This window comes from Pseudoxanthomonas spadix BD-a59 (genome assembly GCF_000233915.3).
In the GTDB taxonomy this organism is placed as follows: domain Bacteria; phylum Pseudomonadota; class Gammaproteobacteria; order Xanthomonadales; family Xanthomonadaceae; genus Pseudoxanthomonas_A; species Pseudoxanthomonas_A spadix.
The window spans coordinates 439,300-465,080 of sequence record NC_016147.2 but is presented as its reverse complement, the minus strand read 5'-3'; the positions used below and the strand labels follow the sequence as shown (position 1 = coordinate 465,080).

The 25,781-nt window shown below is 70.1% G+C and carries 24 protein-coding genes; 20 read left to right on the top strand and 4 right to left on the bottom strand.

What is annotated here, in order from left to right:
• Positions 1 to 299: 299 nt before the first annotated feature.
• The 5 genes from DSC_RS02055 (at position 300) to fliP (ending at position 3,670) form a co-directional block, all read left to right on the top strand.
• Positions 300 to 794: a flagellar basal body-associated FliL family protein gene (locus DSC_RS02055; protein WP_014159455.1), complete on the top strand. Its 495-nt coding sequence runs from the start codon at positions 300 to 302 to the stop codon at positions 792 to 794.
• Positions 794 to 1,798 carry a flagellar motor switch protein FliM gene (fliM, locus tag DSC_RS02050; RefSeq protein WP_014159454.1) on the top strand — a complete coding sequence of 335 codons (1,005 nt, stop codon included), beginning with the start codon at positions 794 to 796 and terminating at the stop codon, positions 1,796 to 1,798. The genes DSC_RS02055 and fliM overlap by 1 nt, the downstream gene beginning before the upstream one ends.
• Positions 1,795 to 2,127, top strand: coding sequence for a flagellar motor switch protein FliN (fliN, locus tag DSC_RS02045; protein WP_014159453.1), 333 nt, complete (start codon positions 1,795 to 1,797; stop codon positions 2,125 to 2,127). The genes fliM and fliN overlap by 4 nt, the downstream gene beginning before the upstream one ends.
• Positions 2,124 to 2,801, top strand: coding sequence for a flagellar biosynthetic protein FliO (gene fliO, locus DSC_RS17475; protein WP_014159452.1), 678 nt, complete (start codon positions 2,124 to 2,126; stop codon positions 2,799 to 2,801). Before fliN ends, fliO begins: the two co-directional genes overlap by 4 nt.
• A gap of 62 nt (positions 2,802 to 2,863) precedes the next feature.
• A complete protein-coding gene (gene fliP, locus DSC_RS02035) occupies positions 2,864 to 3,670 on the top strand; it encodes a flagellar type III secretion system pore protein FliP (protein WP_083833588.1) in 807 nt (268 codons plus the stop codon).
• A gap of 181 nt (positions 3,671 to 3,851) precedes the next feature.
• Here fliP and DSC_RS02030 read toward each other — a convergent pair whose 3' ends face one another.
• A complete protein-coding gene (locus DSC_RS02030) occupies positions 3,852 to 4,193 on the bottom strand; it encodes an endonuclease domain-containing protein (protein ID WP_014159450.1) in 342 nt (113 codons plus the stop codon).
• Between the two features lie 384 nt (positions 4,194 to 4,577).
• Here DSC_RS02030 and DSC_RS02025 point away from each other — a divergent pair, with 384 nt between their 5' ends.
• From DSC_RS02025 to DSC_RS01965, 13 genes are all read left to right on the top strand, one after another.
• Complete coding sequence (locus DSC_RS02025; protein WP_014159449.1) at positions 4,578 to 4,847, top strand: flagellar biosynthetic protein FliQ; 270 nt, start codon at positions 4,578 to 4,580, stop codon at positions 4,845 to 4,847.
• Positions 4,848 to 4,866: 19 nt separating this feature from the next.
• Positions 4,867 to 5,655 carry a flagellar biosynthetic protein FliR gene (gene fliR, locus DSC_RS02020; protein ID WP_014159448.1) on the top strand — a complete coding sequence of 263 codons (789 nt, stop codon included), beginning with the start codon at positions 4,867 to 4,869 and terminating at the stop codon, positions 5,653 to 5,655.
• A gap of 26 nt (positions 5,656 to 5,681) precedes the next feature.
• Positions 5,682 to 6,845 (top strand): flagellar biosynthesis protein FlhB, encoded by a 1,164-nt coding sequence (gene flhB / locus DSC_RS02015; RefSeq protein ID WP_014159447.1) that lies wholly within the window; start codon positions 5,682 to 5,684, stop codon positions 6,843 to 6,845.
• Complete coding sequence (flhA, locus tag DSC_RS02010) at positions 6,842 to 8,926, top strand: flagellar biosynthesis protein FlhA (RefSeq protein WP_014159446.1); 2,085 nt, start codon at positions 6,842 to 6,844, stop codon at positions 8,924 to 8,926. Before flhB ends, flhA begins: the two co-directional genes overlap by 4 nt.
• Positions 8,927 to 9,149: 223 nt before the next feature.
• Complete coding sequence (gene flhF / locus DSC_RS02005) at positions 9,150 to 10,811, top strand: flagellar biosynthesis GTPase FlhF (protein ID WP_014159445.1); 1,662 nt, start codon at positions 9,150 to 9,152, stop codon at positions 10,809 to 10,811.
• A complete protein-coding gene (locus DSC_RS02000) occupies positions 10,798 to 11,652 on the top strand; it encodes a MinD/ParA family protein (protein ID WP_014159444.1) in 855 nt (284 codons plus the stop codon). Before flhF ends, DSC_RS02000 begins: the two co-directional genes overlap by 14 nt.
• The gene (locus DSC_RS01995) at positions 11,649 to 12,401 is read left to right on the top strand and encodes an RNA polymerase sigma factor FliA (RefSeq protein ID WP_014159443.1); all 753 of its coding nucleotides are present in this window, start codon (positions 11,649 to 11,651) and stop codon (positions 12,399 to 12,401) included. Before DSC_RS02000 ends, DSC_RS01995 begins: the two co-directional genes overlap by 4 nt.
• Before the next feature lie 946 nt (positions 12,402 to 13,347).
• Positions 13,348 to 14,091: a flagellar motor protein gene (locus DSC_RS01990; RefSeq protein WP_014159442.1), complete on the top strand. Its 744-nt coding sequence runs from the start codon at positions 13,348 to 13,350 to the stop codon at positions 14,089 to 14,091.
• A gap of 25 nt (positions 14,092 to 14,116) precedes the next feature.
• The gene (gene motD, locus DSC_RS01985) at positions 14,117 to 15,139 is read left to right on the top strand and encodes a flagellar motor protein MotD (protein WP_014159441.1); all 1,023 of its coding nucleotides are present in this window, start codon (positions 14,117 to 14,119) and stop codon (positions 15,137 to 15,139) included.
• Between the two features lies 1 nt (position 15,140).
• Positions 15,141 to 15,920 carry a ParA family protein gene (locus DSC_RS01980; RefSeq protein WP_014159440.1) on the top strand — a complete coding sequence of 260 codons (780 nt, stop codon included), beginning with the start codon at positions 15,141 to 15,143 and terminating at the stop codon, positions 15,918 to 15,920.
• Complete coding sequence (locus tag DSC_RS01975) at positions 15,917 to 17,362, top strand: putative bifunctional diguanylate cyclase/phosphodiesterase (RefSeq protein ID WP_014159439.1); 1,446 nt, start codon at positions 15,917 to 15,919, stop codon at positions 17,360 to 17,362. Before DSC_RS01980 ends, DSC_RS01975 begins: the two co-directional genes overlap by 4 nt.
• A gap of 9 nt (positions 17,363 to 17,371) precedes the next feature.
• Entirely contained in the window at positions 17,372 to 18,031 is a 660-nt protein-coding gene (locus tag DSC_RS01970; protein ID WP_014159438.1) for a sensor histidine kinase, read from the top strand.
• A 90-nt stretch (positions 18,032 to 18,121) separates the two neighbouring features.
• Positions 18,122 to 19,207 (top strand): HDOD domain-containing protein, encoded by a 1,086-nt coding sequence (locus DSC_RS01965; protein ID WP_014159437.1) that lies wholly within the window; start codon positions 18,122 to 18,124, stop codon positions 19,205 to 19,207.
• A 103-nt stretch (positions 19,208 to 19,310) separates the two neighbouring features.
• Here DSC_RS01965 and DSC_RS01960 read toward each other — a convergent pair whose 3' ends face one another.
• From DSC_RS01960 to ubiE, 3 genes are all read right to left on the bottom strand, one after another.
• Positions 19,311 to 21,284 carry a M1 family metallopeptidase gene (locus tag DSC_RS01960; RefSeq protein ID WP_014159436.1) on the bottom strand — a complete coding sequence of 658 codons (1,974 nt, stop codon included), beginning with the start codon at positions 21,282 to 21,284 and terminating at the stop codon, positions 19,311 to 19,313.
• 374 nt (positions 21,285 to 21,658) lie between these two features.
• A complete protein-coding gene (locus tag DSC_RS01955; protein ID WP_014159435.1) occupies positions 21,659 to 22,126 on the bottom strand; it encodes a YbaK/EbsC family protein in 468 nt (155 codons plus the stop codon).
• An 8-nt stretch (positions 22,127 to 22,134) separates the two neighbouring features.
• Complete coding sequence (gene ubiE / locus DSC_RS01950; RefSeq protein WP_014159434.1) at positions 22,135 to 22,896, bottom strand: bifunctional demethylmenaquinone methyltransferase/2-methoxy-6-polyprenyl-1,4-benzoquinol methylase UbiE; 762 nt, start codon at positions 22,894 to 22,896, stop codon at positions 22,135 to 22,137.
• Between the two features lie 85 nt (positions 22,897 to 22,981).
• Between ubiE and DSC_RS01945 the strand changes: the two genes are divergently transcribed.
• The gene (locus tag DSC_RS01945; RefSeq protein ID WP_043290331.1) at positions 22,982 to 24,670 is read left to right on the top strand and encodes an MFS transporter; all 1,689 of its coding nucleotides are present in this window, start codon (positions 22,982 to 22,984) and stop codon (positions 24,668 to 24,670) included.
• Positions 24,667 to 25,776 (top strand): HlyD family secretion protein, encoded by a 1,110-nt coding sequence (locus DSC_RS01940; protein WP_043290866.1) that lies wholly within the window; start codon positions 24,667 to 24,669, stop codon positions 25,774 to 25,776. The genes DSC_RS01945 and DSC_RS01940 overlap by 4 nt, the downstream gene beginning before the upstream one ends.
• Positions 25,777 to 25,781: the final 5 nt, after the last annotated feature.

Here is a 25,781-nt window from a genome sequence, read left to right as displayed (position 1 = left end):
CGGGGATTGTTCGGTCCGGTGCGGCGGGCGTCAAGCTCGCGGACCGGGCCTGAAACCCGCGCGCGACCTGCGCTTCCGGTCGGCCCGGCGAGGCGAGGTCCGTACGACATCGGCACCGCAAGCCCCCAGTCGGCTGCGCTGATCGCCTGATCGCCGCCTGCTGCCCGGCCGCCGACGGAATCCCGCCGCCGCCACCGTCGGCGCTTCGTCGCGCCACCCGCCAGCAACCCCGCGGCTGCGGCACGCGGCTTGCAGTGGCATCGGAGGAGTCCTTTTCCATCAATACCGGAGTTGTTCCCGTGGCGACCAAACCCGCAGCGGCCGATGCGCCGAAGAAGAAGAGCAAGCTGCCGCTGATCATCGGCGCGGTGGTGCTGCTGGGCGGCGGCATGGCCGGTGGCTGGTTCCTGCAGCAGCGCGGCGCCAAGCATGCCGCGACCGCCGAAGCTGGGCCCCGCGCTGCGCCCGCCAGGGCCGCGGCCACCTACTACGCGCTGGAACCGGCCTTCGTGGTCAACCTGGCCGATACCGACGCCAACCGCTACCTGCAGTGCGACGTGCAGCTCATGACCCGCGATCCGGACACGCTCAAGGCCATCGAGGCCCAGGCCCCGGCCATCCGCAACCGGCTGCTGCTGCTGTTCGGCCAGCAGACCTCGGTGCAGCTGGCCCAGCGCAGCGGCAAGGAGCGCCTGCAGGCTGCGGCGCTGGAGGAGGTCAAGAAGGTGCTGGCCGCCGAAGGTGGCGCCAACAAGCCCGAAGCGGTGATCTTCACCAGCCTGGTCGTGCAGTGATGAGCGAGGAGCTGCTGTCCCAGGAGGAAATCGACGCCCTGCTCCACGGCGTGGACAGTGGCGCGGTGGGCATGGGTCCGGCCGCCGCGCCGGGCGAAGTGCGCAGCTACGACTTCAACAACGCCGGCCGTGTCGTGCGCAGCCGCCTGCCCGGACTGGACACGGTCAACGAGCGCTTCGTGCGCAACTTCAAGACTGGCCTGTTCAACCTGCTGCGGCGTGCGCCGGAGCTGACCTACCGCGGCACCGATGTGCTGCGCTTCGACGAATACGCCAACGCGCTGCCGGTGCCGGCCAGCGTCACCCGCGTGCACATGGCCCCGCTCAAGGGCACCGCCCTGGTGGTGTACGAGCCGCGGCTGGTGTTCACCGTGGTGGAGAACTTCTTCGGCGGCACCGGGCGGATGCCGGCGCGCCTTGAAAACCGCGCGTTCACCCCGTCCGAGCAGCGGGTGATCCAGCTGATGCTCAAGCAGACCTTCACCGACCTGGCCGAGGCCTGGACACCGCTGCTGGCAGTGCATTTCCAGGCGCTGCCGCCCGATCCCTACACCCCGATCGGCGAGCTGATGGACGGCCGCGACCACATGGTGGTCAGCCGGTTCTCGGTGGCGCTGGAAACCGGCGGCGGCGATTTCGCCATCGCCATTCCCTACAGGATGCTTGAACCGCTGCGCGAGGACCTGGAAGCCCCCCGCCGCCCGCACGCCGAACCGGACACCACCTGGGCCCGTGCGATGCGCACGGCCATCGAACAGGCCAGCCTGGAAGTGAGCCTGTCCATCGCCCATCGTCAGATCAGCCTGCGCGAGCTGTCGCGCCTGAAGGTCGGCGACATCATCCCGATCGAGCTGGCACGCCCCGTGCATCTGGAAGTCGAACGCACGCCGATGTCCGCCGGCGAGTTCGGCACCCACAACGGCTTCAACGCCTTCAAGGTCACCCAGGTGCAGTTCCCGCACGTGCCCTCCTCCAATGATTCCCAAGAGCCTGTCGCCTCATGAGCACCGAGAACGCCGCCCCCGCTGCCTTCGATCCGCTGACCGCCGAGCCCGGCGCGCCGGTGGCCGGCGACCTGAACCTGGACGTCATCCTGGATGTGCCGGTGCAGCTGTCGCTGGAAGTGGGCCGCACCCGCATCCCGATCCGCGACCTGCTGCAGCTCAGCGCCGGTTCGGTGGTGGAGCTGGAACGGGCCGCCGGCGAACCGCTGGACGTGTTCGTCAACGGCACCCTGATCGCCCAAGGCGAAGTGGTGGTGGTCAACGAGCGTTTCGGCGTGCGCCTGACCGACGTGGTCAGCCCGGCCGAGCGCATCAAGAGGCTCAAGTGAATCCTGCGGCGCCCGCACCGGCGCCGGCCCACCCGGTGCCCGGCGCCGCATCGCCGTTGGTCGCGGTCCCGGCGATGGCCATCGCCTCCACCGATGCCGGCAACACCGCTGCACCGGATCAAGCCAGCCAGATACCGGCCCAGCGCGAAGCCACGCCGGCCGCGAACACGCCCGCCGGCAACGCGCCGACACAGGCTCGGGCCACTGGCAGCGACGCCGCGCCCGCCGCCGGGACCCCAGCCAGCGCACCGGCGCAGGTCGAAAGGCAGTTCACCGTGCCCGGTCACCCGGCCAGTACCGCCACCGCCAGCCACTTGGGCACGCCGATCGGTGCGCCTGCGGCTTCGCCCGGCGGCGCCGGCAGCATCGGTGGCGCCGTGCTCGCCCTGGTCCTGGTGGTCGGCCTGATCCTGGTATTGGGATGGCTGGCCAAGCGCATGCCGGGGATCGGCGGCGCCAGCAATCCGGCGTTGAAGGTGATCGGATCGCTGTCCCTGAGCCCGCGCGAACGGGTGGTGGTGGTGGCCGTCGGTGACACCCAGCTGGTGCTGGGCACCGGCGCCGGCGGCACCCGGGTCCTGCACCAGCTCGACACACCGCTGCCCGTCACCCCGGCCAAGGCGCCACCCGCCTTCGCCCAGGTGCTGGCGCAACGCTTGGGCAGAAAGCCGTGAGCCGCCCGCGTGTCCGGTCACGTGCCCGCCTGATCCGCCTGCTGGTGGTCCTGTTGCTGGGCATGGCCTTGCCGCTGGCCGGCAGCGCGTTGGCCCAGCAGGCCGCCGCACCAGCCGCGCCGCAGGCCCAGGCCCAGGCCCCGGCCGCCACGCCGGCGCAGAACAGCCTGCCCAGCGTGCCCGACCTGGCCGGCCAGCAGCTGCCGCAGTTGAACGTCGGCCAGGTCGGCGGCGAGAAGGTCAGCATGCCGCTGCAGGTGCTGCTGCTGATGACCTCCATCACGCTGTTGCCGGCGGCGCTGCTGGGGATGACTGCCTTCACCCGGATCATCATCGTGCTGGGCCTGCTGCGCCAGGCATTGGGCACCGGCCAGACGCCGTCCAACCAGGTGCTGCTGGCGCTGGCGCTGTTTTTGACCTTCATGGTGATGACGCCGGTGTTCGATGCGTCCTGGGCCCACGGCATCGCGCCGTACCTGGACAAGACCATGGACTTCAAGACCGCATGGAGCGCGGCGATCGACCCGTTCCGCGGCTTCATGCTGGCCCAGGTCCGGCAGAACGACCTGATGACCTTTGCCGGCCTGTCCCACACCGGGCCCTATGCCAATGCGCAGGACGTGCCGTTCGGCGTGCTGGCCGCCTCGTTCCTGACCAGCGAGCTGAAGACCGCCTTCGAGATCGCGTTCCTGATCTACATTCCGTTCGTGATCATCGACCTGGTGGTGGCCAGCGTGCTGATGTCGATGGGCATGATGATGCTCTCGCCGATGCTGATCTCGGCGCCGTTCAAGATCCTGCTGTTCGTGCTGGTCGACGGCTGGGTCCTGGTGGTCGGCTCGCTGGCCTCAAGCTTCAATCCGTTCTGACGCCAAGGGCAGGAGCGACCCCTCCCCAGCCCTCCCCTGCGCTGCGCGCAAGGGAGGGGGCCAGAGCACACGGCGACAACCAGGCTGACCCGCTTTTCGCCCCCTCCCTTGCGCGCGCAGCGCGCAGGGGAGGGCTGGGGAGGGGTCGCTTTTGCTTTTGCTTCCGCCTCCGCTTTGCGCCTCAGTCCGGCAGCGCCAGCCGCCGCAACAGGTCCTCCAGCACCGCATCGGTCTGCTGAAGCACCTGGTGGTTCCAGTAGCGCACGACGCGGTAGCCGGCCGCGTTCAGGGCGGCGGTCCGGCGCGCATCGGCCTGGGCCCGAGCGCCGTGCTGCCCGCCGTCCAGTTCCACGATCAATCGGGCCGCCGGCGCGGCGAAATCGGCGATGAAGCCTGCGATCGGCATCTGCCGGCGGAACTTCACGCCCGCCAGCTGCCGGCCGCGCAGGCGCTGCCAGAGCCGGTGCTCGGCGTCGGTGGGGGCGTTGCGCAGCGTGCGTGCGCGGTGACGCAAGGCATCCATGCCTGGGTCCTGGGTCTGGAAAGACAACCCAGCGTAGCAAGGCTGGCGGGGCTGCTGGAAGCCCAAAGCAACCCCTCCCCAACCCTCCCCTGCGCTGCGCGCAAGGGAGGGGGCCAAAAGCCCTGGTCGTCAGCGGACTGGATTGGCCCGGCCCTCCGGCAGCGCAGACGAGGGGCGCGAAAAGCCTGCCGGCGTCGCTGTTGCCGTGCGCTCTGCCCCCTCCCTTGCGCGCAGCGCAGGGGAGGGCTGGGGAGGGGTCGCTTCTGCCGCGAAAGGCAGCGACCACCCCGGGGGCCGCACCCACCAACCCCGGCACGCGCCTTGCAACTGCCCTGCGCAGGCGCCGGGCTTCCGGCGCGTCCTCTCAACATCGCGCAGCACGCCATGACCCCCGAAACCGCCATGACCGAAATTTCCCGCGGGCTGGAGACCGCCCTGGTCCTGGGCGCGCCGCCGCTGCTGGCGGTGCTGGTGATCGGGGTGGTGGTGGGGATCGCCCAGGCCGCCACCCAGATCAACGAGCCGACCATCGCCTTCGTGGTCAAGGCGCTGACCCTGGTGGCGACCCTGGCGGTGGCCGGCAACTTCCTGCTCGGCCGGTTGACCAGCTTCACCGTCGATCTGTTCCACCGCATCCCGCAGCTGATTGGCTAAGCGGCAGGCACCGCGCGCCATGGACACCGTGACCCTGACCACGTCCACCGGCGTGGACCTGTTCGGCCTGCTGGCCACGGTGCTGTGGCATGCGCTGCGGATCGGTGCGGCGGTGCAGGTGCTGCCGGTGATCGGCGGCCGGACCCTGCCGGCGCGGGTGCGCCTGATCCTGGTGTTGGCCCTGTCGGCCACACTTTCCACGGTATTGCCGCCGGCCCCGCCGATGGCGATCGATGCGGCCACGGTGCTGGGCGTGCTGCGCGAGTTCACCGTCGGCATCGCCATCGGCCTGATGCTGCGGCTGGCGTTCGAGGCTGGGCAGCTGGCCGGCGAACTGGTGTCCCAGGGCATGGGCCTGTCGTTTGCGACCATGGCCGATCCGCTGAGCGGGGCGTCCTCGCCGGTGCTGGCGCAGTGGTTCTTTCTGGTGTTCTCGCTGCTGTTCTTCACCCTGGACGGGCACCTGGCGCTGATCAGCCTGCTGGCCGACAGCTACGTCAACCTGCCCATCGGCGCAGCCCTGCCCGATCGCCAGGCGGTGCTGTCGGCGGTGCCGGAATTCTTCGGCGCCTGCCTGCGCGCCGGGGTGCTGCTGGCGCTGCCGGTGATCATGGCGCTGCTGGCGGTGAACATTGCGTTCGGCGTCCTTGCCCGCGCGGCCCAGCAACTCAATCCCATGCAGATCGGCCTGCCGGTCTCGCTGCTGGTCGGCCTGGTCCTGCTGATGCTGCTGGCACGCCAGCTGCAGGCCCCGGTGCAGGGGCTGTTCGACCAGGCCTTTGCCGCCGCGCGCGCGGTCACTGGCTGAACACGGCCGCCTGACAGGACCGCACGATGAGCAGCCAGGACCAGGAAGACCGCACCGAGGCCCCGACCGAAAAACGCCTGCGCCAGGCCCGGGAGAAAGGCAACGTCCCGCGCTCGCGCGAACTGGCCAACGTGGCCGTGCTGGGCTGCGCGGTGCTGGCACTGAAGGCCAGCGCCGGCCACATCGGCGCGGCCAGTCGCGACTGGATGCGGGCCGCGCTGCACTACGACCGCGCCCTGCTCGACGCGCCCGACCTGCTGCTGCCGCACGCCGCGGGCCTGCTGGGATCGCTGGTGGCGCCGATGCTGCCGATGCTCTTCGCTGCGCTGATCGCCTGTGCGATTTCCCCGGCCATCATGGGCAGCCTGCGCTTTGCCGGGCAGTCGCTGCAGCCGGATTTCTCGCGCCTGAACCCGATGTCCGGCCTGGCCCGGATGTGGGGCAGGGAAAGCCTGGCCGAGGTGCTGCGCTCGCTGCTGCGGGTGGCCTTGATCGGCGGGATCGGCGGCTGGATGGTGTACCGCGCGTTCAAGGCCTTGCTGGGCATGCCGCAGGCCTCGCTGGAGCAGTCGGTGGCCGGCGGGGTGCAGATGGCCATGACCACGTTGCTGGCCATGGTCGGCGCGCTGGGCGCGCTGGCCCTGATCGACGTGCCGTGGCAGCACTTCCAGTACCGGGCCAGGCTGAAGATGACCAAGCAGGAGATCCGCGACGAGCACAAGGAGGCCGAGGGCAATCCGGAGATGAAGGCCCGGGTGCGCCAGGTGGCCATGCAGATGTCGCGGCGCCGGATGATGGAGGCGGTGCCGACCGCCGATGTGATCCTGGTCAACCCCACCCACTACGCGGTGGCCCTCAAGTACAAGGCCGACGGCGGCATGCGCGCACCGGTGGTGGTGGCCAAGGGCGTGGACGAGATGGCCATGGCAATCCGCGAGCTGGCCGGGCAGCACCGCATCGCGGTGGTCGAGGCCCCGCCGCTGGCACGGTCCTTGTACAGGCAGGCCCAGCTCGATCAGGAAATCCCGGTGAAGCTCTACGCAGCCGTCGCACAAGTCCTCTCCTACGTTTACCAGCTGCGCGCCTGGGCCCCTGGTCGCGGGCCGATGCCCTCGCTGGCGCCGGTCGATGCCGGACCCGAGGGCGCGGTCGACTTCGATCCGCACGGCGCCGGGGAGTCCTCGCCGTGAGCGCGCAACCCGGACGGATCTCCGTCAACGGCGTGATCGGCGCGATCCGGAGCGGTGCGGCCGCCCCGCTGGTGGTGGTGGCGATGCTGGCCATGGTGATCGTGCCGCTGGCGCCGATCGTCCTGGACGGGCTGTTCACCATCAACATCGCCCTGTCGCTGGTGGTGATGCTGGCGGTGGTGTACGTGAAGCGGCCGCTGGAGTTCTCGATCTTCCCCAGCGTCCTGCTGATGGTCACCCTGCTGCGGCTGGCGCTGAACGTGGCCTCCACCCGGGTGGTCCTGCTGCACGGCCACAAGGGTCCGGGCGCGGCCGGTCATGTGATCGAGTCCTTCGGCCAGTTCGTGATCGGCGGCAGCTTTGCCGTGGGCATCGTGGTCTTCGCGATCCTGACCATCGTCAACTTCGTGGTGGTCACCAAGGGCGCCGGGCGCATCTCCGAGGTCTCGGCGCGCTTCATCCTGGACGCCCTGCCCGGCAAGCAGATGGCGATCGATGCCGACCTCAACGCCGGCCTGCTGACCCGCGAGGAAGCCAAGGCCCGCCGCCAGGAAGTGCGCGAGGAAGCCGACTTCTACGGCTCGATGGATGGTGCCTCCAAGTTCGTCCGCGGCGATGCCATCGCCGGCATGCTGATCCTGGCGATCAACATCATCGGTGGCCTGCTGATCGGCGTGCTCCAGCACGACATGGGCTTCGGCGATGCGTTCAGGACCTACACCCTGCTGGCCATCGGCGACGGCCTGGTCGCGCAGCTGCCGGCGCTGCTGATCGCCACTGCGGTGGCGATGCTGGTGACCCGCTCCACCGGCGAGCAGGACATGGGCGCCACGGTGTCCAGGCAGGTGTTCGGCCACCAGCGCGCGCTGACCGTGGCCGCGCTGCTGCTGGGCCTGATCGGGATCATCCCGGGCATGCCCAACATCCCGTTCCTGCTGCTGGCCGGCATCCTGGGCTTTGCCGCCTTCAGGCTGCACCAGCGCACCCTGGCCGCGCCCCAGGCCGAAGCCGCCGCGGCGGCCAGTGCCGGCGCCGCCGCCGCGCCCAATGCCGAGCTGAGCTGGGACGAGATCCGCCCGGTCGAGCCGCTGGCCCTGGAAGTGGGCTACAAGCTGATCGCGCTGGTGGACAAGCAACAGGGCGGCGAGCTGCTGGCGCGGCTCAAGGGCGTGCGCCGCAAGCTGACCCAGGACCTGGGCTTCCTGATCCCGGCCGTGCACGTGCGCGACAACCTGGAGCTGGCTCCGGGCCAGTACCGGGTGCTGGTCCACGGGGTGCCGCTGGCCGGTGGCGAGATCCACCCGGATCGCGAACTGGCCCTGGACCCGGGCCGGGTGTTCGGGGCGCTGGACGGCATCCCCGGCAAGGACCCGGCCTTCGGCCTGGATTCGACCTGGATCCTGCCCAGCCAGCGCGCGCATGCCGAATCGCTGGGCTACACCGTGGTCGATGCGGCCACGGTGGTCGCCACCCATCTGTCGCACCTGATCCGCGAGCGCGCCGCCGAACTGCTGGGCCTGGAAGAAGTACAGCAGCTGCTGGCCACCCTGGGCCGCGGCGGCAACGCCAAGCTGGTCGAGGACCTCACGCCCAAGCTGCTGCCGCTGTCGGTGGTGGCCAAGGTGCTGCAGTCGCTGCTGGCCGACAGGGTCCCGCTGCGCCAGATCCGTCAGATCGTGGAGACCCTGCTCGAGCACGCCCCGCATACCCAGGACCCGGCCCAGCTCACCGCCGCGGTGCGCGTGGCGTTGGGCCGCTTCATCGTCCAGGAGATCAACGGCATGGCCGAAGAGTTGCCGGTCTACACCCTGGCCCCGCAGCTGGAACGGGTGCTGCAGGATTCGGTCAACGGCGCCGGCGCCGCGCTGGAGCCGGGCCTGGCCGAACGCATCCACCAGAACCTGAGCCAGTGCGTGACCCAGCAGGAAAGCAAGGGCGAACCGGCCGTGCTGCTGGTCCCCGGCGGGGTGCGCGCCTCCATCGCCCGCCTGGTCCGCCACAGCGTGCCGGCGCTGTCGGTGCTGGCCTATTCGGAAGTGCCCGAGGACAAGCGCCTGCGGCTGGTGGGGGCGGTGGGCTGAGCCGGAAGGTGGGTTCGCGCGGATTCCTGCGTCGACCCCGCCTCGGTGGTCCCGGGTCCGCGCCAGGCGCTGCCGGGGCCATGGGCACGCCGGCGATCGGCCATGCCGGGGCTTCCGCGCCGACACACCGTCGCTGCCTGCGCCCGGCGATCGCGGCACGGGTCCTGCATGGCCCTGGACAGCGTGATGCCGGGTGGCCGGCAGCGCAGGAGGTCCACTGAAAATGAACATCAAGCGTTTCGTTGCCAGCGACATGCGCACCGCCCTGCGGATGATCCGTGATGCGCAGGGCCCCGATGCGGTGATCCTGTCCAGCCAGCCGGTGGCCGGTGGCATCGAAGTGGTCTCGGCCACCGGCTACGACCAGGCCGCTCTGGCCCGGGCCATGCGCGCCGCCGGTGCCGACCCGACCGACTCCAGCCCGGCCGCACTGTCGGCCCTGGCCCAGGGCCACGCCGGAATCTCGGCAGCCGCCGGCATCCCGGCGCCGCCCGCACCGCCCGCAACACCCGCCGCGGCCGGCGGCCAGGCCGACCCGGCCGCCGCGTTCGCCGCGGCTCTGACCAGCCCCCGCGCCGAAACCGCCGCCCCGGAGTCGCTGCTGGCCCGCGCCCGTGCCCGCCTGCGCGGCCAGCATGGCGAACAGACCCTGGCCGAACAGGCTCCAGCTCCGGCTCCGGCCGCGCCGACCCGCACCGCCGCACCGGCGCAGCTGCATGCCGCCCAGGCCGAGGTGGCGCAAACGCCGGTCCCCGACTTCGCCGCCAGCCTGCGTGCGCGCCTGGCAGCCAGCCAAGCCCAGGCGCGCGTCACCCAGGACATGACCGGCACCGACCAGGCCCAGCTCGCCGCGCCGCTGGCCCAGGTCACGGTCGGCGCGGAGGTCGAAGCCGCCGCGCCGGCTGCGCTCACGCCGGCCGCAGCGCCAGTCGAGGCCGATCGTCCAGCGCTGTCGCTGGTACCCACCGCCGAGGTCGACCCGGCGATTGCCGCCATGCGCGAGGAGATGGCCCGCATGCGCGCGCTGATGGAAACGCAGATCGAGCAGCTCTCGCTGGAGCGCCTGCGCGGGTCGCCGGCGCGGGCGGCGGCCTTCGATGCGCTGATCGGCCACGGCTGCGAGCAGTCGCTGGCCCAAGCCGTGGCCCTGCGCATCGACCCGGCGCTGCCGGTGTCGCAGATCAATGCCGCGCTGATAGCCGAGCTGGCCCGCAGCCTGTCCATCGCCGCTTCCGAATCGATCGACGAAGGCGGGGTGATCGCCCTGGTCGGCCCGACCGGCGCCGGCAAGACCACCACCGCGGCCAAGCTGGCCGCGCGCTTCGCCGCCCGCCACCGCGCCCGCGACGTGGCCCTGGTCACCACCGACTGCGAGCGTCCCGGCGCACACGAACAACTGCAGGCCCATGGCCGCAAGCTGGGCATCACCGTATGCGAGGCGCGCGGGATCGGCGGCCTGCAGCTGGCGCTGGAGCAGCTGGCCGACTACCCGCTGGTGCTGGTCGATACCACCGGCTACGCGCCGACCGACCGCGCCCTGTTCAACCAGATCCTGTGGCTGCGCGCCACGCGCAAGGTCCGCAGCCTGCTGGTGCTGCCGGCCAATGGCCACCCGCAGGACCTGGGCGAGGTGATCCGCCGCTACCGGCCGGCCGCACCCGAAGGCCTGGTCCTGACCAAGCTGGACGAAACCGGCTACCTGGGCAGTGCGCTGTCGGTCAGCACCCGTGCCGGCATGCCGATCGCCTACACCACTCACGGCCAGCGCATCGACACCGACATCGAGGCCGGCGATGCCGAGCGCATCGCCCAGGCGATGGAAAGCGCGCGCCGCAGCAGCGAGGTCGCCACTCACGGCATCGAGGCCCGCCATGCAGTTGCCTGATGCCAGCGCCCTGCGCATGCCGCGGGTGATCGCCGTGGCCAGCGGCAAGGGCGGGGTGGGCAAGACCACCACCTCGATCAACCTGGCCGCGGCCATGGTCAATGCCGGCCAGCGCACCCTGTTGCTGGATACCGACTTGGGCCTGGCCAATGCCGATGTGATGCTGGGCCTGTCCCCGCGCTTCACCCTGTCCGATGTGTTCGCCGGCAAGTGCACGCTGGCCGACACCCTGCTGGAAGGCCCCAACGGCCTGCTGGTGGTGCCGGCCGCATCGGGCAAGCAGCACATGGCCCAGCTTTCGGCGCAGGAACACGTGGGCCTGGTCCATGCCTTCTCCGAGCTGGACCTGCCGCTGGAGGTGATGGTGATCGACAACGCCGCCGGCATCGCCGATGGGGTGCTGACCTTCTGCCAGGCCGCGCACGATGTGGTGGTGGTGGTCTGCGACGAGCCAGCCTCGATGACCGACGCCTACGCGCTGATCAAGGTGCTCGGGCGCGACCGCGGCGTGCAGCGCGTGCACGTGCTGGCCAGCCAGGTGGCAGACGCCGCCGAGGGCCCGGCCCTGTTCGCCAAGCTCGAACGGGTGGTCTCGCGCTTCCTGGACATCACCCTCAACTATCTGGGCGCGATCCCGCGCGACGAGTGGCTGCGCCGCGCGGTGCAGCGCCAGGAAGCGGTCGTGGACGCCTTCCCCTCGGCGCCCTCGGCCGCCGCCTACCGTGAGGTGGCCCGGCGTGCCCGCCAGTGGCAGCAGCCCACCGGCCCGCGTGGGCACGTGGAATTCTTCCTTGAACGCCTGGTCGGCCAGCCCGCCGCCCCGGGGAGCCGCACGCCATGAACGCCCTTGCCGCCAGAAGCTATCGCGCCCACCAGAACGGCTCGGCCAGCGACATCGTCGAAAGGCACGGCGAGCTGGTCCGCCGCATCGCCCACCACCTGGCCGCGCGGCTGCCGGCCAGCGTGGAGATCGACGACCTGATCCAGGCCGGCATGCTCGGCCTGATCGAGGCGGCCCGCAACTACCAGGCCGACCAGGGCGCGACCTTCGAGACCTACGCGTCCATCCGCATCCGCGGGGCGATGATCGACCAGATGCGCCGCGGCGACTGGACCCCGCGTTCGGTTCATCGCAACTACCGGCAGATGATCGCCGCGGTGCGCCGGATCGAGCAGTCCACCGGCCGCGCCGCAAGCCCGGCCCAGGTGGCCGCGGCGATGGAGATCCCACTGGAGGAATATCACCAGCTGGTCGAGGACGCTGCCCGCGGCCAGCTCTCCAGCCTGGACGCGCACATGGACGAGCACGACGGCGAACCGCAACTGGCCACCGCCGACCACGCCACCCCGGCACGCGCGTTCGAGGACCAAGCATTCCGCGGCGCCCTGGCCGAGGCCATCGCCAGCCTGCCCGAGCGCGAAGGCCTGGTGCTCTCGCTCTATTACGAGCAGGAACTGAACCTGCGCGAGATCGGCGCGGTGCTGGCGGTCAGCGAATCGCGGGCCTGCCAGATCCATGGCCAGGCCATGGTCCGCCTGCGCGCCCGCCTGGCCGACTGGAAGCGCGAGCCGCAGGACCCGGAAGACTGACGGACACGCGGCAGCGCAGGCCATCCTCGATCGCGCTGCGCTTGGCCCCCTCCCTTGCGAAGCAGGGGAGGGATGGGGGCTGACGGACACGCGGCAGCGCACGCCATCCTCAATCGCGCTGCGCTCGGCCCCCTCCCTTGCGAAGCAGGGGAGGGATGGGGAGGGGTTGCTGTTGATCTGCTCGCTCCTGCATGTGCTGCGCGCCGAAAGCAAAAGCACCCCTCCCCCGACCCTCCCCTTCGCGCTGACGCACGAAAGGCAGGGGGCAAGGCAGCGTTCTCGATGTGCCGGTCCACCGAGCGAGCCGCTTGGCCCCCTCCCTTGCGAAGCAGGGGAGGGATGGGGAGGGGCTGCTGTTGATCTGCTCGCTCTTGCATCTGCTCCGCCCCGAAAGCAAAAGCACCCCTCCCCAACCCTCCCCTTCGCGCTGACGCGCGAAAGGCAGGGGGCAAGGCAGCGTTCTCGATGTGCCCGGCCCACCGAGCGAGCCGCTTGGCCCCCTCCCTTGCGAAGCAGGGGAGGGATGGGGAGGGGTTGCTGTTGATCTGCTCGCTCTTGCATGTGCTGCGCGCCGAAAGCAAAGGCACCCCTCCCCCGACCCTCCCCTTCGCGCTGACGCGCGAAAGGCAGGGGCAAGGCAGCGTTCTTGATTTGCCCGGCCCACCGAGCGAGCCGCTTGGCCCGCTCCCTTGCGAAGCAGGGGAGGGATGGGGAGGGGTTGCTGTTGATCTGCTCGCTCTTGCATGTGCTGCGCGCCGAAAGCAAAAGCACCCCTCCCAGACCCTCCCCTTCGCGCTGAGGCGCGAAAGGCAGGGGCAAGGCAGCGTTCTCGATGTGCCCGGCCCATCGAGCGAGCGTCACCTGCCCCAGGCGTCCTCGACCCTGCCCACCACCTCGGCCGAAAATTTCCTCTTCAGGATCGCGGCCTGCGGCCGTCAAAGACACCATGGACAAGCTCAGCCTCATCGGTGGAATCCTCGCCCTGTGCGCGCTGCTGCTGGGCAGCGTGCTCAAGGGCGCGGGGATCGAAGCCCTGTGGTCGCCGGCCGCGTTCGTCATCGTCGTGGTCGGCACCTTCGCCGCGATCATGCTCCAGACCCACATGAGCACCTTCATGCTGGCCTGGAAGATCGCCCGGTGGGTGTTCATGCCCCCGTCCCAGGACCGCGCCGGCGTGCTGGCCAAGATCGTCGAGTGGTCCAACACCGCACGCAAGCAGGGCCTTTTGGGGTTGGAAGCGCAGGTCAAGGACCAGGACGACCAATTCATCAAGAAGGGCCTGCAGATGGTGGTCGACGGGATCGAGCCGGACGCGATCCGCAACGTCCTGGAAACCGACATGCACCACCAGCAGACCCGCGACACCGCCGCGGCCAAGGTGTTCGAGGGCATGGGCATCTATGCGCCGACCCTGGGCATCATCGGCGCGGTACTGGGCCTGATCGCGGTGATGAAGAACCTGGCCGACCCGTCCAAGTTGGGCCACGGCATCGCCGGCGCGTTCACCGCCACCATTTACGGCATTGGCCTGGCCAACCTGCTGTTCCTGCCGATGGCCAGCAAGCTCAAGGCGCTGATCGCCGAGCAGAACGAATCGCGCGAGATGATCCTGGAAGGCCTGATCGCCATTGCCCAGGGCGAGAACCCGCGCAACATCGAGTCGCGCCTGTCCGTCTACGTGCAGCACTGAACCGTTCAAGGGACCTGAGGCGATCATGGCGCGCAAGCACCAGCACGAAGAACACGCCAACCACGAAGCCTGGGCCATCCCCTATGGCGATCTGGTAACGCTGCTGCTGGCGCTGTTCGTGGTGATGTACGCCATTTCCTCGGTCAATGAAGGCAAGTTCCGCGCGGTGTCCGATGCGCTCAACGCCGAGTTCGGCGGGCCGCCGCGTTCGGTCTCGCCGCTGCAGCTGGGCAAGCACCAGCTGCTGGGGTCCTCCTTCGATCGGCCCTCGCTGGCCACCGCCGCCGCACGCATCGGGCCGGCCCCGGCCAGCGAGCTGATGCAGTCCAGGGCCCGCCAGGCACTGGACATGCCGCGCTACGGCAAGAGCACCGCCGGCCGGCTGCCCACCGACATCGACGGTCCGGGCGGCGGCAAGGACACCTCCGAAGGCCAGCTGATCGCGCTGGGCGAAGACCTGCAGGCCGTGCTCTCTGACCTGGTGCAGAAGAAACTGGTCACCGTGCGCCGCGGCGCCAACTACCTGGAAGTGGAAATCCAGAGCGACATCCTGTTCGCCAGCGGCGTGGCCAGGGCCAACCCGGCGGCCACCAACATCGTGCGCCAGCTGGCCGAGGTCCTGCGCAAGGTGCCCAACGCGGTGCGCGTGGAGGGCTACACCGACAACCAGCCCATCGCCACCGTGCAATACCCTTCCAACTGGGAACTGTCGGCCGCGCGCGCGGCCAGCGTGGTCCACGTGCTCGCCGACCAGGGCGTGCCCGCTTCGCGCCTGGCCGTGGTCGGCTACGGCGAACACCAGCCGATCGCCGACAACGCCACCGCGGCCGGACGCAATGCCAACCGCCGGGTGATGCTGGTGATCCTGGCCACCCCGCAAGGCGCGCCACAGGGACCGGACGGCATCATCAAGCCCCTGCCGGTGATCGCTCAGGCACCTGCACCGGCCGCGTCGACCGCGGCCGGTGCCGCCGACCCTGCGCCGGCCACTGCCGCACCTGCGATGATCGGCGCGGGCACGCATGCACCTGCCACAGGGGGCAACTGACATGCAGATCTGGGCAATCGCCAATCAGAAGGGCGGGGTGGGCAAGACCACCAGTACGCTGTGCCTGGCACGCGGGCTGGCCGAATCCGCCCGGCAGGTCCTGCTGGTCGACCTGGACCCACATGCCTCGATGACGCGCGCCTTCAACGTGCCGCGCCATCCGGTGCCCCTCGGCACACACGAACTGTTCTCGGCCGACGCACCGTCGCTGGACGCCCTGGCCCGGACCACGCCCATCGATGGCCTGCGCCTGCTGGCCGCCCAACCGGGACTGGCCACGCTGGAACGCCGCAGCGCGACCCAGCCTGGCCTGGGCATGGCCCTGCAGCGCGCACTGGCCAACGTCACCCACCTGTATGACTACGCGCTGCTGGACTGCCCACCCACCCTGAGCCTGCTGATGGTCAACGCGCTGGCCGCGGCCGACCGCCTGGTGGTGCCGACCCAGACCGACCCGCTGGCCCTGCACGGCCTGGCCGACATGCTGCACACCGCCGAGATGGTGGAAACCTCGCGCCGCCGTCCATTGGCGCGCTTCGTGCTGCCCACGCTGTTCGACCGGCGCACCGCCCTGGGCCAGCAGAGCCTGGAGCTGCTGCACGGCCTGTACGCCGGACGGGTATGGCCCGATGCGGTGCCGATGGATGCGCGCCTGCGCGACGCCCGGGCCATCGCCGCCAACGCACCGCTGACCGGCGCCGGTGCCGAAGCCTACCGGCAGGCACTGGCCTGGCTGCTGGTGCAGCCGCCGGCGACCTCGCCGCAGAGCCAGGCCGCATGAGCAACCCGCCCAACCAAGACCCGCTGGCGAACTACCTGGACGCGCTGCTGGACGGCGCGTCGCGCGAACCTTCGCGTGCCGAGGAAGACCCGGTCACCGGCCTGCCCAACCGCAACGCGCTGCTGACGGCCCTGGACGCGCGGCGCATGTCCAGCGAACCCACCACGGTGGCCTTGCTGGGCCTGGACAACTTCCGCTCGATCATCGTGACCCTGGGCCACGGCACCGCCGACACGGTGCTGCAGGTGGTGGCCGCGCGGCTGATGGCGCGTCTGCCCGATGACGTCTTCCTCGCCCGCCTGGAGGGCGACGAGTTCGCCATGGCCTTTCCCAGCGCGCGCCAGAAGACCATCGAGGCGATGCTCAATGCACTGCTGCTGGACCTGGCCCAGCCATGCGAGGTCGATCTGCACCGGGTGCACCTGGATGCGTGCATCGGCATGGCGCTGGACCATGACGAGACAGCGGACAGCAGCGACAGCCCCGGCGCCGACGAAGTACCCGCGGTCGATGTCTCGCCCGAGGTTCCCGATGCGCTGGAACTGGTCACCCGCGCGCAGCTGGCCATGCATCACGCCAAGCGCAGCCGCGGCCGTTCGCTGCGCCGGTTCGAACCGGGCATGCGCACCGAGGCCATCGACCGGCGCAGGCTGGACCTGGAACTGCGCCGGGCCGAACGCGACGGCGAGTTCGAGCTGCACTACCAGCCGCAGATCGAACTCAAGTCCGGTCGCGTAGCCGGTGCCGAGGCGCTGCTGCGCTGGCGCCATCCCGAGCGTGGCCTGCTGATGCCGGCCGCGTTCCTGGATGCGCTGGCCATCAGCGGCATCGCCACCACGGTGGGCTGGTGGATCCTGGAACAGGCCTGCAGGGACGCCACCACCTGGCCACTGGTCGATGGCCGGCCGCTGGCGGTGAGCGTCAACCTGTTTCCGGCCCAGTTCGACCACGAGGACTTCCTGCACGAGGTCGACACCGCCCTGGCCAACAGCGGCCTGGCCCCGGCCCGGCTGGAGCTGGAACTGACCGAAACCATCGCCCTGCGCAACGACGGCAGCGCCGGCGCCACCCTGCAGGCCCTGCGTCGTCGCGGCGTGCGCGTGGCCTACGATGATTTCGGCACCGGCTACGCGTCGCTGTCGATGCTGCATCACCTGGCCGTGGACCGGGTCAAGATCGACCGCGGCTTCGTGCGCGATGTGATGCAGGACCGCGGCGATGCAGCGATCGTGCGCTCGATCCTGCTGATCGCGCGCAACTTCGACCTGCAGGTCACCGCCGAAGGCGTCGAGTCGACCGTGCAGGCCGAGTTCCTGCGTGCGCTGGGCTGCAACGAGGTGCAGGGCTACCTGTATTCGCCCGCGCTGCCGGCGCCGGAATTCGACCAGTGGCTGGCCAACTACCAGCAGGCCCGCCAGTTGCCCGGCGGCCGGCTCGGGTAGTCTTCGCGGATGAGCGCCTCCGGCCATCCGACCCCATCGCCCCCTGCGCTGCCCACCCGCCAACGGCTGGCCGTGCAGGAAGCCGAACGCGCCCGTATCGCCCGTGACCTGCATGACGAGCTCGGCCAGCTGCTGACCGCGCTGCGCCTGAGCGCCAGCGCGCTGGCGCAGACCCTGCAGGACCCGGCCCAGCAGGACCTGGCCTGCGATGTGCTGGCCCTGGCGCAGGACGCGCTGGAACGCATTCGCCGGCTGGCCCGCGGGCTGCATCCGCCGCAGCTGGACAGCTTCGGCCTGGTCGCCGCGCTGCAGGCGCTGTGCGAGGATCTGAGCCGGCGCGGGCCGGCCCGGCTGCAACTCACTCTGGCGACCCCGGTACCGCGGGCAGCAGCCGAGGTGGAACTGGCCGCCTACCGCATCGCCCAGGAAGCAATCAGCAACGCCTTGCGCCACGGCCAGGCCACGCACGTGCGCCTGCACCTGTCCGTGGAAGCCAGCCTGCTGCAGCTGCAGATTGACGACGATGGTCGCGGCCACGACATCGACGCGGCGCCCGGCTTCGGCCGCCTGGCCATGCGCGAGCGCGCCACCGCGCTGGGCGGTACCCTGCAGGAAACCGCTGCCGCCACCGGCACCTGCCTCATCGCCCGGCTGCCACTGCACGCCTGAACGCGCGTCTTGGGTGCGCGACAGTCCATGTGTACGGCAACCGCGTTGCTATCATCCGTGCCCGAAGGCACCACACCATCAGGAGAGACCGTGCACATCGTCGTGGCAGGCCAACATCAGCAAGACGCCGCGACCCTGCGCGCCGAGCTGGTCGAACAGGGCCTGGACTGGCGGGTCACCTGGCTGCCGCTGGACGATGGCCCCACGCCGCTGGACGCCCTGCAGGCGCCGGACGCGCTGGTGTGCTTTTCGGCCGACGGCTGGAACCGCTGCAGCCTGTTGCTCAATCACGCCCGCGAGCACCATCCACTGGCCGCGCGGTTTGTGCTGATGGACGGCCAGCGCGACGAGGAGGTCATGCATGCGCTGGACGTGGTCCATCGCGTGCTGCCCGAACCGCTGGATGGTGCGGCGGTGATCGAGGCGATCGAGAGCATGGCTGCGCTGCGCGACCTGCTCGACGATGCCGGCCTGAAGCAGGCCATCGAGCGCGCCGGACCGCTGCCGGCTGCGCCCAGGCAGTACCTCACCCTGACCCGCATGCTGCGCGATCCGGCGACCCAGGCCGGCGACGTGGTGGCGGTGGTCTCGCAGGACCCGGCGCTGGCCGCGCGGGTGCTGCGCCTGAGCAACTCGGCCTATTACTCCGGCGGCCGCGAGATCAGCGACCTGCGCACGGCGGTCATCCGCCTGGGCCAGGACGCGCTGCGCCAGCTGGTACTGGCCAGTGAAGTGTTTTCCTCCGGTCCCGGCGCCGACGTGGTGCGCGAGCGCGCGATGAGCATCTCGCGCCTGAGCGCGCAGCTGCTGCCCGGCGCCAGCGCCGGCCTGGCCGGCACCGCCGGGCTGCTCTCGCAAGTGGGGCTGCTGTTGCCGCCGATGCAGGTCCAGCAGGGCGGCACCGCCGTGATCCTGCCGCAGGGCATCGCCGGTGCCTATCTGCTGGGCCTGTGGGGCCTGCCGACGCCGATCGTCGAAGCGGTCGCCTTCCACCAGCAGCCGGCGCAGTCGGGCACCGTGTTCTGGGTCACCGGCGCGGTCCATGTGGCCGCGGCCCTGGTCGAAGGCCACGAACCGGACACCGACTACCTGCGGCGCGTCGGCCGCCTGGATCAGCTGCCGCGCTGGCGTGCGCTGGCCGATGCCCAGCTGGAACCGGTGGCCAGCCCGGGCTGAGAGGCTGAGCGCACCGCCGCGCCGGTGGCCGGCCCTTGAAGAAATGAAAAAGCCGCCGTCCGGTCCGCAGCTGCGGACCGGACGGCGGCTTTTCGTGCCGGACTTAGTGCGCCGGCACGGACGGCGTCGGGGCCACGGATGCTTGCGGCTCGGGCGCAGCCGCCTTGTCCAGCATCGCCCTGACCGAGCCGGTGGTGATCGGGTGATAGCCCGGCTCGGCCCTGGCGAAGACCTCCTTGGCGAAGGCCAGGCCCTCGGGGGTTTTCACCAGCTCGGCATAGATCGGCAGGATCAGCTTGCGCCGGCCCACGCGCTGGATGAACTCACCGGCGGCCGGCCAGGCGTCCCTGTCGCCGCTGCGGATGGCCAGTGGGTACCAGCGCATGGCGATCTCGCCGTTGGGCGTGCCGGTGAAGTGGTAGGTGGCATCGAGCTGTTTGAGCTTGTCCAGCGGCTGGGTCTCGCCCAGGCCCTCGATGAAGTGCACCCACTGCTGGGTCACCCACTGCTCGGTGACCTGGCTGGACGGCAGCGTGCCGCTGCCCAGCCAGGCGATGCGCGCGGTATCCACCAGGGCAAAGCCACGCGACTGCGCGCGCGGCGCCGAGGGCGGGATGCCGGGCTGGTCGAGCCAGGCGTCCAGTTCCTGCGCGGTGACCGCGTTGGGATTGCGGGGCAGCAGGTTGTTCTTCAGGTCATCGACGAACGCATCGGTGGTCACGCTCGTGAACGCATGGTCGTCGAACCACTTGCGCAGGAACGGATCGAACAGCTCGCGGCCGAAGCGCTGTTCCAGGAATTGCAGGAACCAGGCGCCCTTGACGTAGGCCACCTCGCTCAGCGCATCGTCCGGGTCGGCACCGCCCAGCGACGGCATGCGCAGCAGCTGGCGCTCGGGCGGCAGCGCCTTCAGCTCGTTGGCCGCCAGCTCGGCCTGGTCGATCTGGCGCTCCATCTCGGCCATCTCCTGGCCGTACAGCGCCTCGGTGATGCGCGCCTGGACGTAGGTGGTGAAGCCTTCGTTGAGCCAGATGTCCTTCCAGCTGGCATTGGTCACCAGGTTGCCCGACCAGCTGTGGGCCAGTTCATGGGCCACCAGCGACACCAGCGACCTGTCGCCGACGATCACGGTCGGGGTGGCGAAGGTCAGGGTCGGGTTCTCCATGCCGCCGAACGGGAACGAGGGCGGCAGCACCAGGATGTCGTAGCGGCCCCAGCGATACGGGCCGTACAGCTGCTCGGTGGTGGTGATCATCTTCTCGGTGTCGACGAACTCGGCCGCGGCCCTGTCGGCCATGGCCGGTTCGGCCCACACCCCGGCGCGATCAGACAGCGGGCGGAACACCAGATCGCCTGCGGCGATGGCCAGCAGGTAGGACGGGATCGGCTTGTTCTGCACGAAATGGTAGTCGCCATCGCGCACCGAGGCCGGGTCGTTGCCCGCGCTCATCAGCACCATCAGGTCCGGGCGGCTGGTGACGTGGGCGGTGTAGGTGAAGCGCACCCCCGGGGTGTCCTGCAGCGGCACCCAGCTGCGCGCGTGGATGGCCTGGGACTGGCTGAACATGAAGGGCAACTGCTTGCCTTCGGTCATCGATGGCGCCAGCCACTGCAGGCCCGATGCTTCCGGCGCGGTGTGATAGGTGATGCGCACGATCGGGTTGCGCTGCGGCGCCAGCACGGTCAGCTTGCTGCCCAGCACCTGGTCGGCGTCGGCCAGCGCGTATTGCAGCGGGGCGAAGGTCTTGCCGGCCGCATCGCCACCTTCCACCTTCTCGATGGTCAGCGCGCGGGTGTCCAGCACCAGCGCGGTGGCCGCCGGGTCCTTCCAGTCCAGCCGATAGGTGGCGGTGCCGCCGATCTGCCTGGCGTCGAAGTCCAGCCTGAGATCCAGGGCCAGGTCCTTGATGACCACCTGGTCGGGCTGTGCGTAGGAACTTTCATCGTGGCGACGGTCGGGCGTGTTCACTGCGGCAGGCTTGGCGGCGGTGGCGGGCGTGTGGTCGGGTTCGGGGGACTTCGAGCAGCCGGCCACCAGCACGGCGGCGGTGGACAGGCTCAACAACATGGCACGCATCAGGCAAGGTCCTGCAACGGAAGAAGAAGCCAAGTCTAGAACGCGCCACGCATTTGTAGGCCGCTGGGATTTTGCCCCCTCTCCCCCGCAAGCGGGGCGAGAAGGCACGGCTTGCGCGCCACTGGCGCGCGTGCCTTGGAGCGCCCGCGCCGCTGGCGCGGGCCGGGGTGCGAAGCAGAGGGTCAGGGTGAGGGGGATAGGGATGACGGTCATGCTGACGACGACACATCAACGTTCCGAAGCTGGCTGCGGTTTGCTGGGCTTCAAGCAAAAGCCCCCTCACCCCAGCCCTCTCCCCCCGCAAGCGGGGGAGAGGGGGTCGAGCACATCGAGCAGACAGTTACTCCCACGAAGGCGAAGCCTCATCGACCTGCTCAGGCCTGGCGGCAGACGTCCACCCAGGAGGCATCGATCAGTTCGGCCATCCGCCCCGGCGCGATCCTCACCGCGCTGTTGGTCGCTCCCGCGGCGGGGATGACCACATCGAAGCACCGCAGCGACACATCGCAGTACACCGGCAGCGGCGTGGCCAGCCCGAACGGGCAGACGCCGCCGACCGGATGCCCGGTCAGGGCCAGGACCCGCTCGGGGTCCAGCATCCGGGTCTTGCCGCCGAAGGCGGCCTTCATCCTGGCGTTGTCCATGCGCGCATCGCCACCGGCCACGACCAGGAAGGCCTCGCCATCCTGCTTGCAGAACGCCAGGGTCTTGGCGATCTGACCGGGCTGCACGCCATGCTGGTGCGCGGCCTCGGCCACCGTCGCGGTGGAACCGTCGGTCACCACGATCTCCAGGTCCGGCGCATGGGCGGCCAGGAAAGCGCGCACCGACGCAAGGCTCATCGCCGCGCTCAGGCCTTGTAGCCGTCGTGGATGGCGACGATGCCGGCCGACAGGTTGGTGTAGCGCACGCGGGCGAACCCGGCCGCGGCCATCATCGCCTTGAGCTGTTCCTGCGGGGGGTGCTTGCGGATCGACTCGGCCAGGTACTGGTAGCTGTCGGCATCGCCTGCAAACAGCTTGCCCAGCCTGGGCAGGACCTTGAACGAGTGGAAGTCGTAGACCGGCTTGAACCACTCCGGGGTGACCTCGGAAAACTCCAGCACCCGCGCCTGTCCGCCGACCTTGAGCACGCGGTACATCTGGCCCAGGGCGGCGTCCTTGTCGGTGACGTTGCGCAGGCCAAAGGCAATCGTCACCAAGTCGAAGCTGTTGTCCGGGAACGGCAACGCCTCGGCGTTGAGCTGCACGTACTCCATGCCCGCGACCAGACCGCGGTCGGTCATCCGGTCGCGGCCGACGGTGAGCATGCCGGCATTGATGTCGCCCAGCACGATGCTGCCGGTCTTGCCGACCCGCTCCCTGAGCAACGCGGCGATGTCGCCGGTGCCGCCGGCCAGGTCCAGCACCCGGTCGCCCGGCTTGACCTGCGCGGTGGCGGTGAAGTAGCGCTTCCAGAGGCGATGGATCCCCAGGCTCATCAGGTCATTCATCAGGTCGTACTTGCCGGCCACCGAAGTGAAGACCTGGCCGACCAGCTTCTGCTTGTCGCGCGCGGCGACGTCGCGGAAGCCGAAATGGGTGGTGCCCGAGGTGTAGGGGGATTCGCTCATGGGTCGATTATCGCATCGCTCACCTGTCGTGGGCGTCAGAAATGCAAGAATCGCGGCCCCGGGACCTTCCCCCCTGCACAGCATCGTGGTCGACAAGTACGCCCCACGCCAATGGTTGCCGCACGAACGCCCGATGCTGCCGGGGTCGGCCTCCACCCCGCTGCATCGGCCCCTGCGCCGGGTCCAGTACGCCATCGTCGGCACGGTGGTGGCCCTCACCGGCGGCCTGGGCAATGCGCTGATCACCGCCAATCTGCAGTACCTGCAAGGCCCGCTGGGGGCCTATGCCTACGAGATGGCGTGGCTGCCGGCCGCCTACGTGATGACCAACCTGTCGGCCAACCTGGTCCTGGTCAAGTTCCGCCAACAGTTCGGCCTGCGCCACTTCACCGAGATCTTCCTGTCCCTGTACGCGTTGATCGCACTCGGACACATCTTCGTCAACGACCTGTCCTCGGCCATCGCGGTGCGCGCCGCCCATGGTTTCGCCGGGGCGGCGCTGAATTCGCTGGGCATCTACTACATGATCCAGGCGTTTCCGGCCAGGCATCGCCTGCGCGCACTGGTGATCGGATTGGGGATGGGCCAGTTGCCGCTGCCGCTGGCGCGGGTGTTCACCACCGAACTGCTGGAACTGGGCGAATGGCGCGGCCTATACCTGTTCGAGCTGGGCCTGGCCGTGGTCGCCCTGGCCTGCGTGATCATGCTCAAGCTGCCGCCCAGCGACCGCATCCGCACCTTCGAAAAACGCGACGCGGCCACCATCGTGCTGTTCGGCGCCGGTGCGGCGGGGCTGGCTGCGGTGCTGTCGCTGGGGCGCTACCTGTGGTGGACCGCCACGCCGTGGCTGGGCGTGACCCTGGCCTGTTCGATCGTGCTGCTCGCCGCCGCGCTGTGGCTCGAACACCACCGCGCCAACCCCATGATCAACACCCGCTGGCTGGCCGGTGGCGACATGCTGCGGCTGGGCCTGACCCTGCTGCTGATCCGGATCGTGCTGTCCGAGCAGAGCACCGGGGCACTGGGCTTCCTGCAGGGCCTGGGGCTGGGCAACGACCAGATGCACACCCTGTTCCTGGTCATGCTGGGCGGCTGCATCCTTGGCGTGGGACTGAGCGCGCTGCTGATCCGCCGCGAGCATGTCGGCTACCACCTTATCGCGGCGGTGGCCGCAATTGCCGTCGGGGCATTCATGGACGCCGGCTCCACCAGCCTGACCCGCCCGGCGCAGATGTACCTGAGCCAGTTCCTGCTGGCCTTCGGCAGTGTCTTCTTCCTGGCCCCGGCGATGATCAGCGGGATCGGCCCGTTGATGGCCCAGCCGGGCAACCTGATCAGTTTCGTGGTGCTCTTCGGCATGGCCCAGAACCTGGGCGGCCTGGTCGGCAGTGCCTTCCTTGGCACCTTGCAGGTGGTGCGCGAGAAATACCACTCCAGCATCCTCAACGAGCACCTGACGCTGCTCGACCCACAGGTGGCCGCGCGGGTGCAGGCCTATGCGGCCGCCCATGCGCACACGGTGGGCGATCCGGCGGCGCGGCCGGCGCTGGCCCTGCGCCAGCTGGGCACGGTGGCCACGCGCGAAGCCAACGTGCTGGCCTACAACGACGTGTTCCTGGCCATCGGCTGGATCGCGCTGGCCACGCTGGCCTGGAACGGTGCGCTGTTGGCATGGCGCTGGTGGCATCCGCCGGCGCCGCCGCCGGCCAATCCGGCACCAGCCAGCACCCCGGCCCTGCCGATTCCCTCCGACGCCGCTTCCGGACACCCATGAGCACACCTGCCGCCGATCCTGCCCCGGTCCCCTCACCCGAAGCCGAGCAGGCCGCACGCGCGCGCCGCCGGCGGCGGCGCATCGTCGGCTACGTCGCCTTCATCGTGGTGGTGTTGCTGGGGGTGGCGCTGGTGCTCTATGCCTGGCGCCTGCCGCCCTTCACCAGCACCCTCCAGACCACCGAGAACGCCATGGTGCGTGGCCAGGTCACCCTGATCGCACCGCAGGTCAGCGGCTATGTCACCCAGGTGCCGGTCCAGGACTTCCAGCACGTGCGCGTCGGCCAGCTGCTGGCCCAGATCGACGACCGCATCTATTACCAGCAGCTCGAACAGGCCCAGGCCCAACTGCAGAGCGCGCAGGCCAACCTGGACAACTGGGTCCAGCAGAAGGCCAGCGCCGAAGCCAGCGTCGCCGAAAGCCGGGCCGGGGTGGCCAGCAGCGCCGCCCAGCGCGACAACGCCCGCGTCAGCCTGCGCCGCATCGAGGCCCTGACCGCGCAGCAGATGCTGTCCAGGCAGGACCGCGACACCGCCTTCGCCACCGATGCCCAGGCCCGCGCCAGCCTGGCCCAGGCCCAGGCCGCGCTCAGCGCCGCCGAACAGGGCGTGCGCAGCGTGACCGTCAATCGGGCCACCCTGGAGGCGGCCGTGGCCAATGCCCGTGCGGCCGTGCGCCTGGCCCGGATCAACTTCGACAACACCCGCATCGTGGCCCCGCGCGCCGGCCAACTGGGCCAGGTCTCGGTCCATCAGGGCGCCTATGTCACCAACGGCACCCAGCTGATGGCCATCGTGCCCGACGTGCTGTGGGTGGTGGCCAACATGAAGGAAACCCAGATGGCCCAGGTGCGGCTGGGCCAGCCGGTGTCCTTCAGCGTCGATGCCCTGGGCGGCGCGCGCCTGCACGGCCATGTCCAGGAGATCTCGCCAGCCACCGGTTCGGAATTCAGCGTGCTGCCCGCCGACAACGCCACCGGCAACTTCGTCAAGATCGCCCAGCGCATCCCGGTGCGCATCAGCATCGACCCGGGCCAGCAACCGGCCACGCGCCTGCGCCCGGGTATGTCGGTGGTGGTGGGCATCGACACGGCCGCCCGGCGCTGACATCA

Bases quoted from the DNA above. Each gene is read 5' to 3' on its own strand.
- fliM (WP_014159454.1), top strand. From the start codon at position 794: ATGAGCGAGGAGCTGCTGTCCCAGGAGGAAATCGACGCCCTGCTCCAC.
- fliN (WP_014159453.1), top strand. From the start codon at position 1,795: ATGAGCACCGAGAACGCCGCCCCCGCTGCCTTCGATCCGCTGACCGCC.
- fliP (WP_083833588.1), top strand. From the start codon at position 2,864: ATGGCCTTGCCGCTGGCCGGCAGCGCGTTGGCCCAGCAGGCCGCCGCA.
- DSC_RS02030 (WP_014159450.1), bottom strand. From the start codon at position 4,193: ATGGATGCCTTGCGTCACCGCGCACGCACGCTGCGCAACGCCCCCACC.
- DSC_RS02025 (WP_014159449.1), top strand. From the start codon at position 4,578: ATGACCCCCGAAACCGCCATGACCGAAATTTCCCGCGGGCTGGAGACC.
- fliR (WP_014159448.1), top strand. From the start codon at position 4,867: ATGGACACCGTGACCCTGACCACGTCCACCGGCGTGGACCTGTTCGGC.
- flhB (WP_014159447.1), top strand. From the start codon at position 5,682: ATGAGCAGCCAGGACCAGGAAGACCGCACCGAGGCCCCGACCGAAAAA.
- flhF (WP_014159445.1), top strand. From the start codon at position 9,150: ATGAACATCAAGCGTTTCGTTGCCAGCGACATGCGCACCGCCCTGCGG.
- DSC_RS02000 (WP_014159444.1), top strand. From the start codon at position 10,798: ATGCAGTTGCCTGATGCCAGCGCCCTGCGCATGCCGCGGGTGATCGCC.
- DSC_RS01995 (WP_014159443.1), top strand. From the start codon at position 11,649: ATGAACGCCCTTGCCGCCAGAAGCTATCGCGCCCACCAGAACGGCTCG.
- DSC_RS01990 (WP_014159442.1), top strand. From the start codon at position 13,348: ATGGACAAGCTCAGCCTCATCGGTGGAATCCTCGCCCTGTGCGCGCTG.
- motD (WP_014159441.1), top strand. From the start codon at position 14,117: ATGGCGCGCAAGCACCAGCACGAAGAACACGCCAACCACGAAGCCTGG.
- DSC_RS01980 (WP_014159440.1), top strand. From the start codon at position 15,141: ATGCAGATCTGGGCAATCGCCAATCAGAAGGGCGGGGTGGGCAAGACC.
- DSC_RS01975 (WP_014159439.1), top strand. From the start codon at position 15,917: ATGAGCAACCCGCCCAACCAAGACCCGCTGGCGAACTACCTGGACGCG.
- DSC_RS01970 (WP_014159438.1), top strand. From the start codon at position 17,372: ATGAGCGCCTCCGGCCATCCGACCCCATCGCCCCCTGCGCTGCCCACC.
- DSC_RS01960 (WP_014159436.1), bottom strand. From the start codon at position 21,284: ATGCGTGCCATGTTGTTGAGCCTGTCCACCGCCGCCGTGCTGGTGGCC.
- DSC_RS01955 (WP_014159435.1), bottom strand. From the start codon at position 22,126: ATGAGCCTTGCGTCGGTGCGCGCTTTCCTGGCCGCCCATGCGCCGGAC.
- ubiE (WP_014159434.1), bottom strand. From the start codon at position 22,896: ATGAGCGAATCCCCCTACACCTCGGGCACCACCCATTTCGGCTTCCGC.
- DSC_RS01940 (WP_043290866.1), top strand. From the start codon at position 24,667: ATGAGCACACCTGCCGCCGATCCTGCCCCGGTCCCCTCACCCGAAGCC.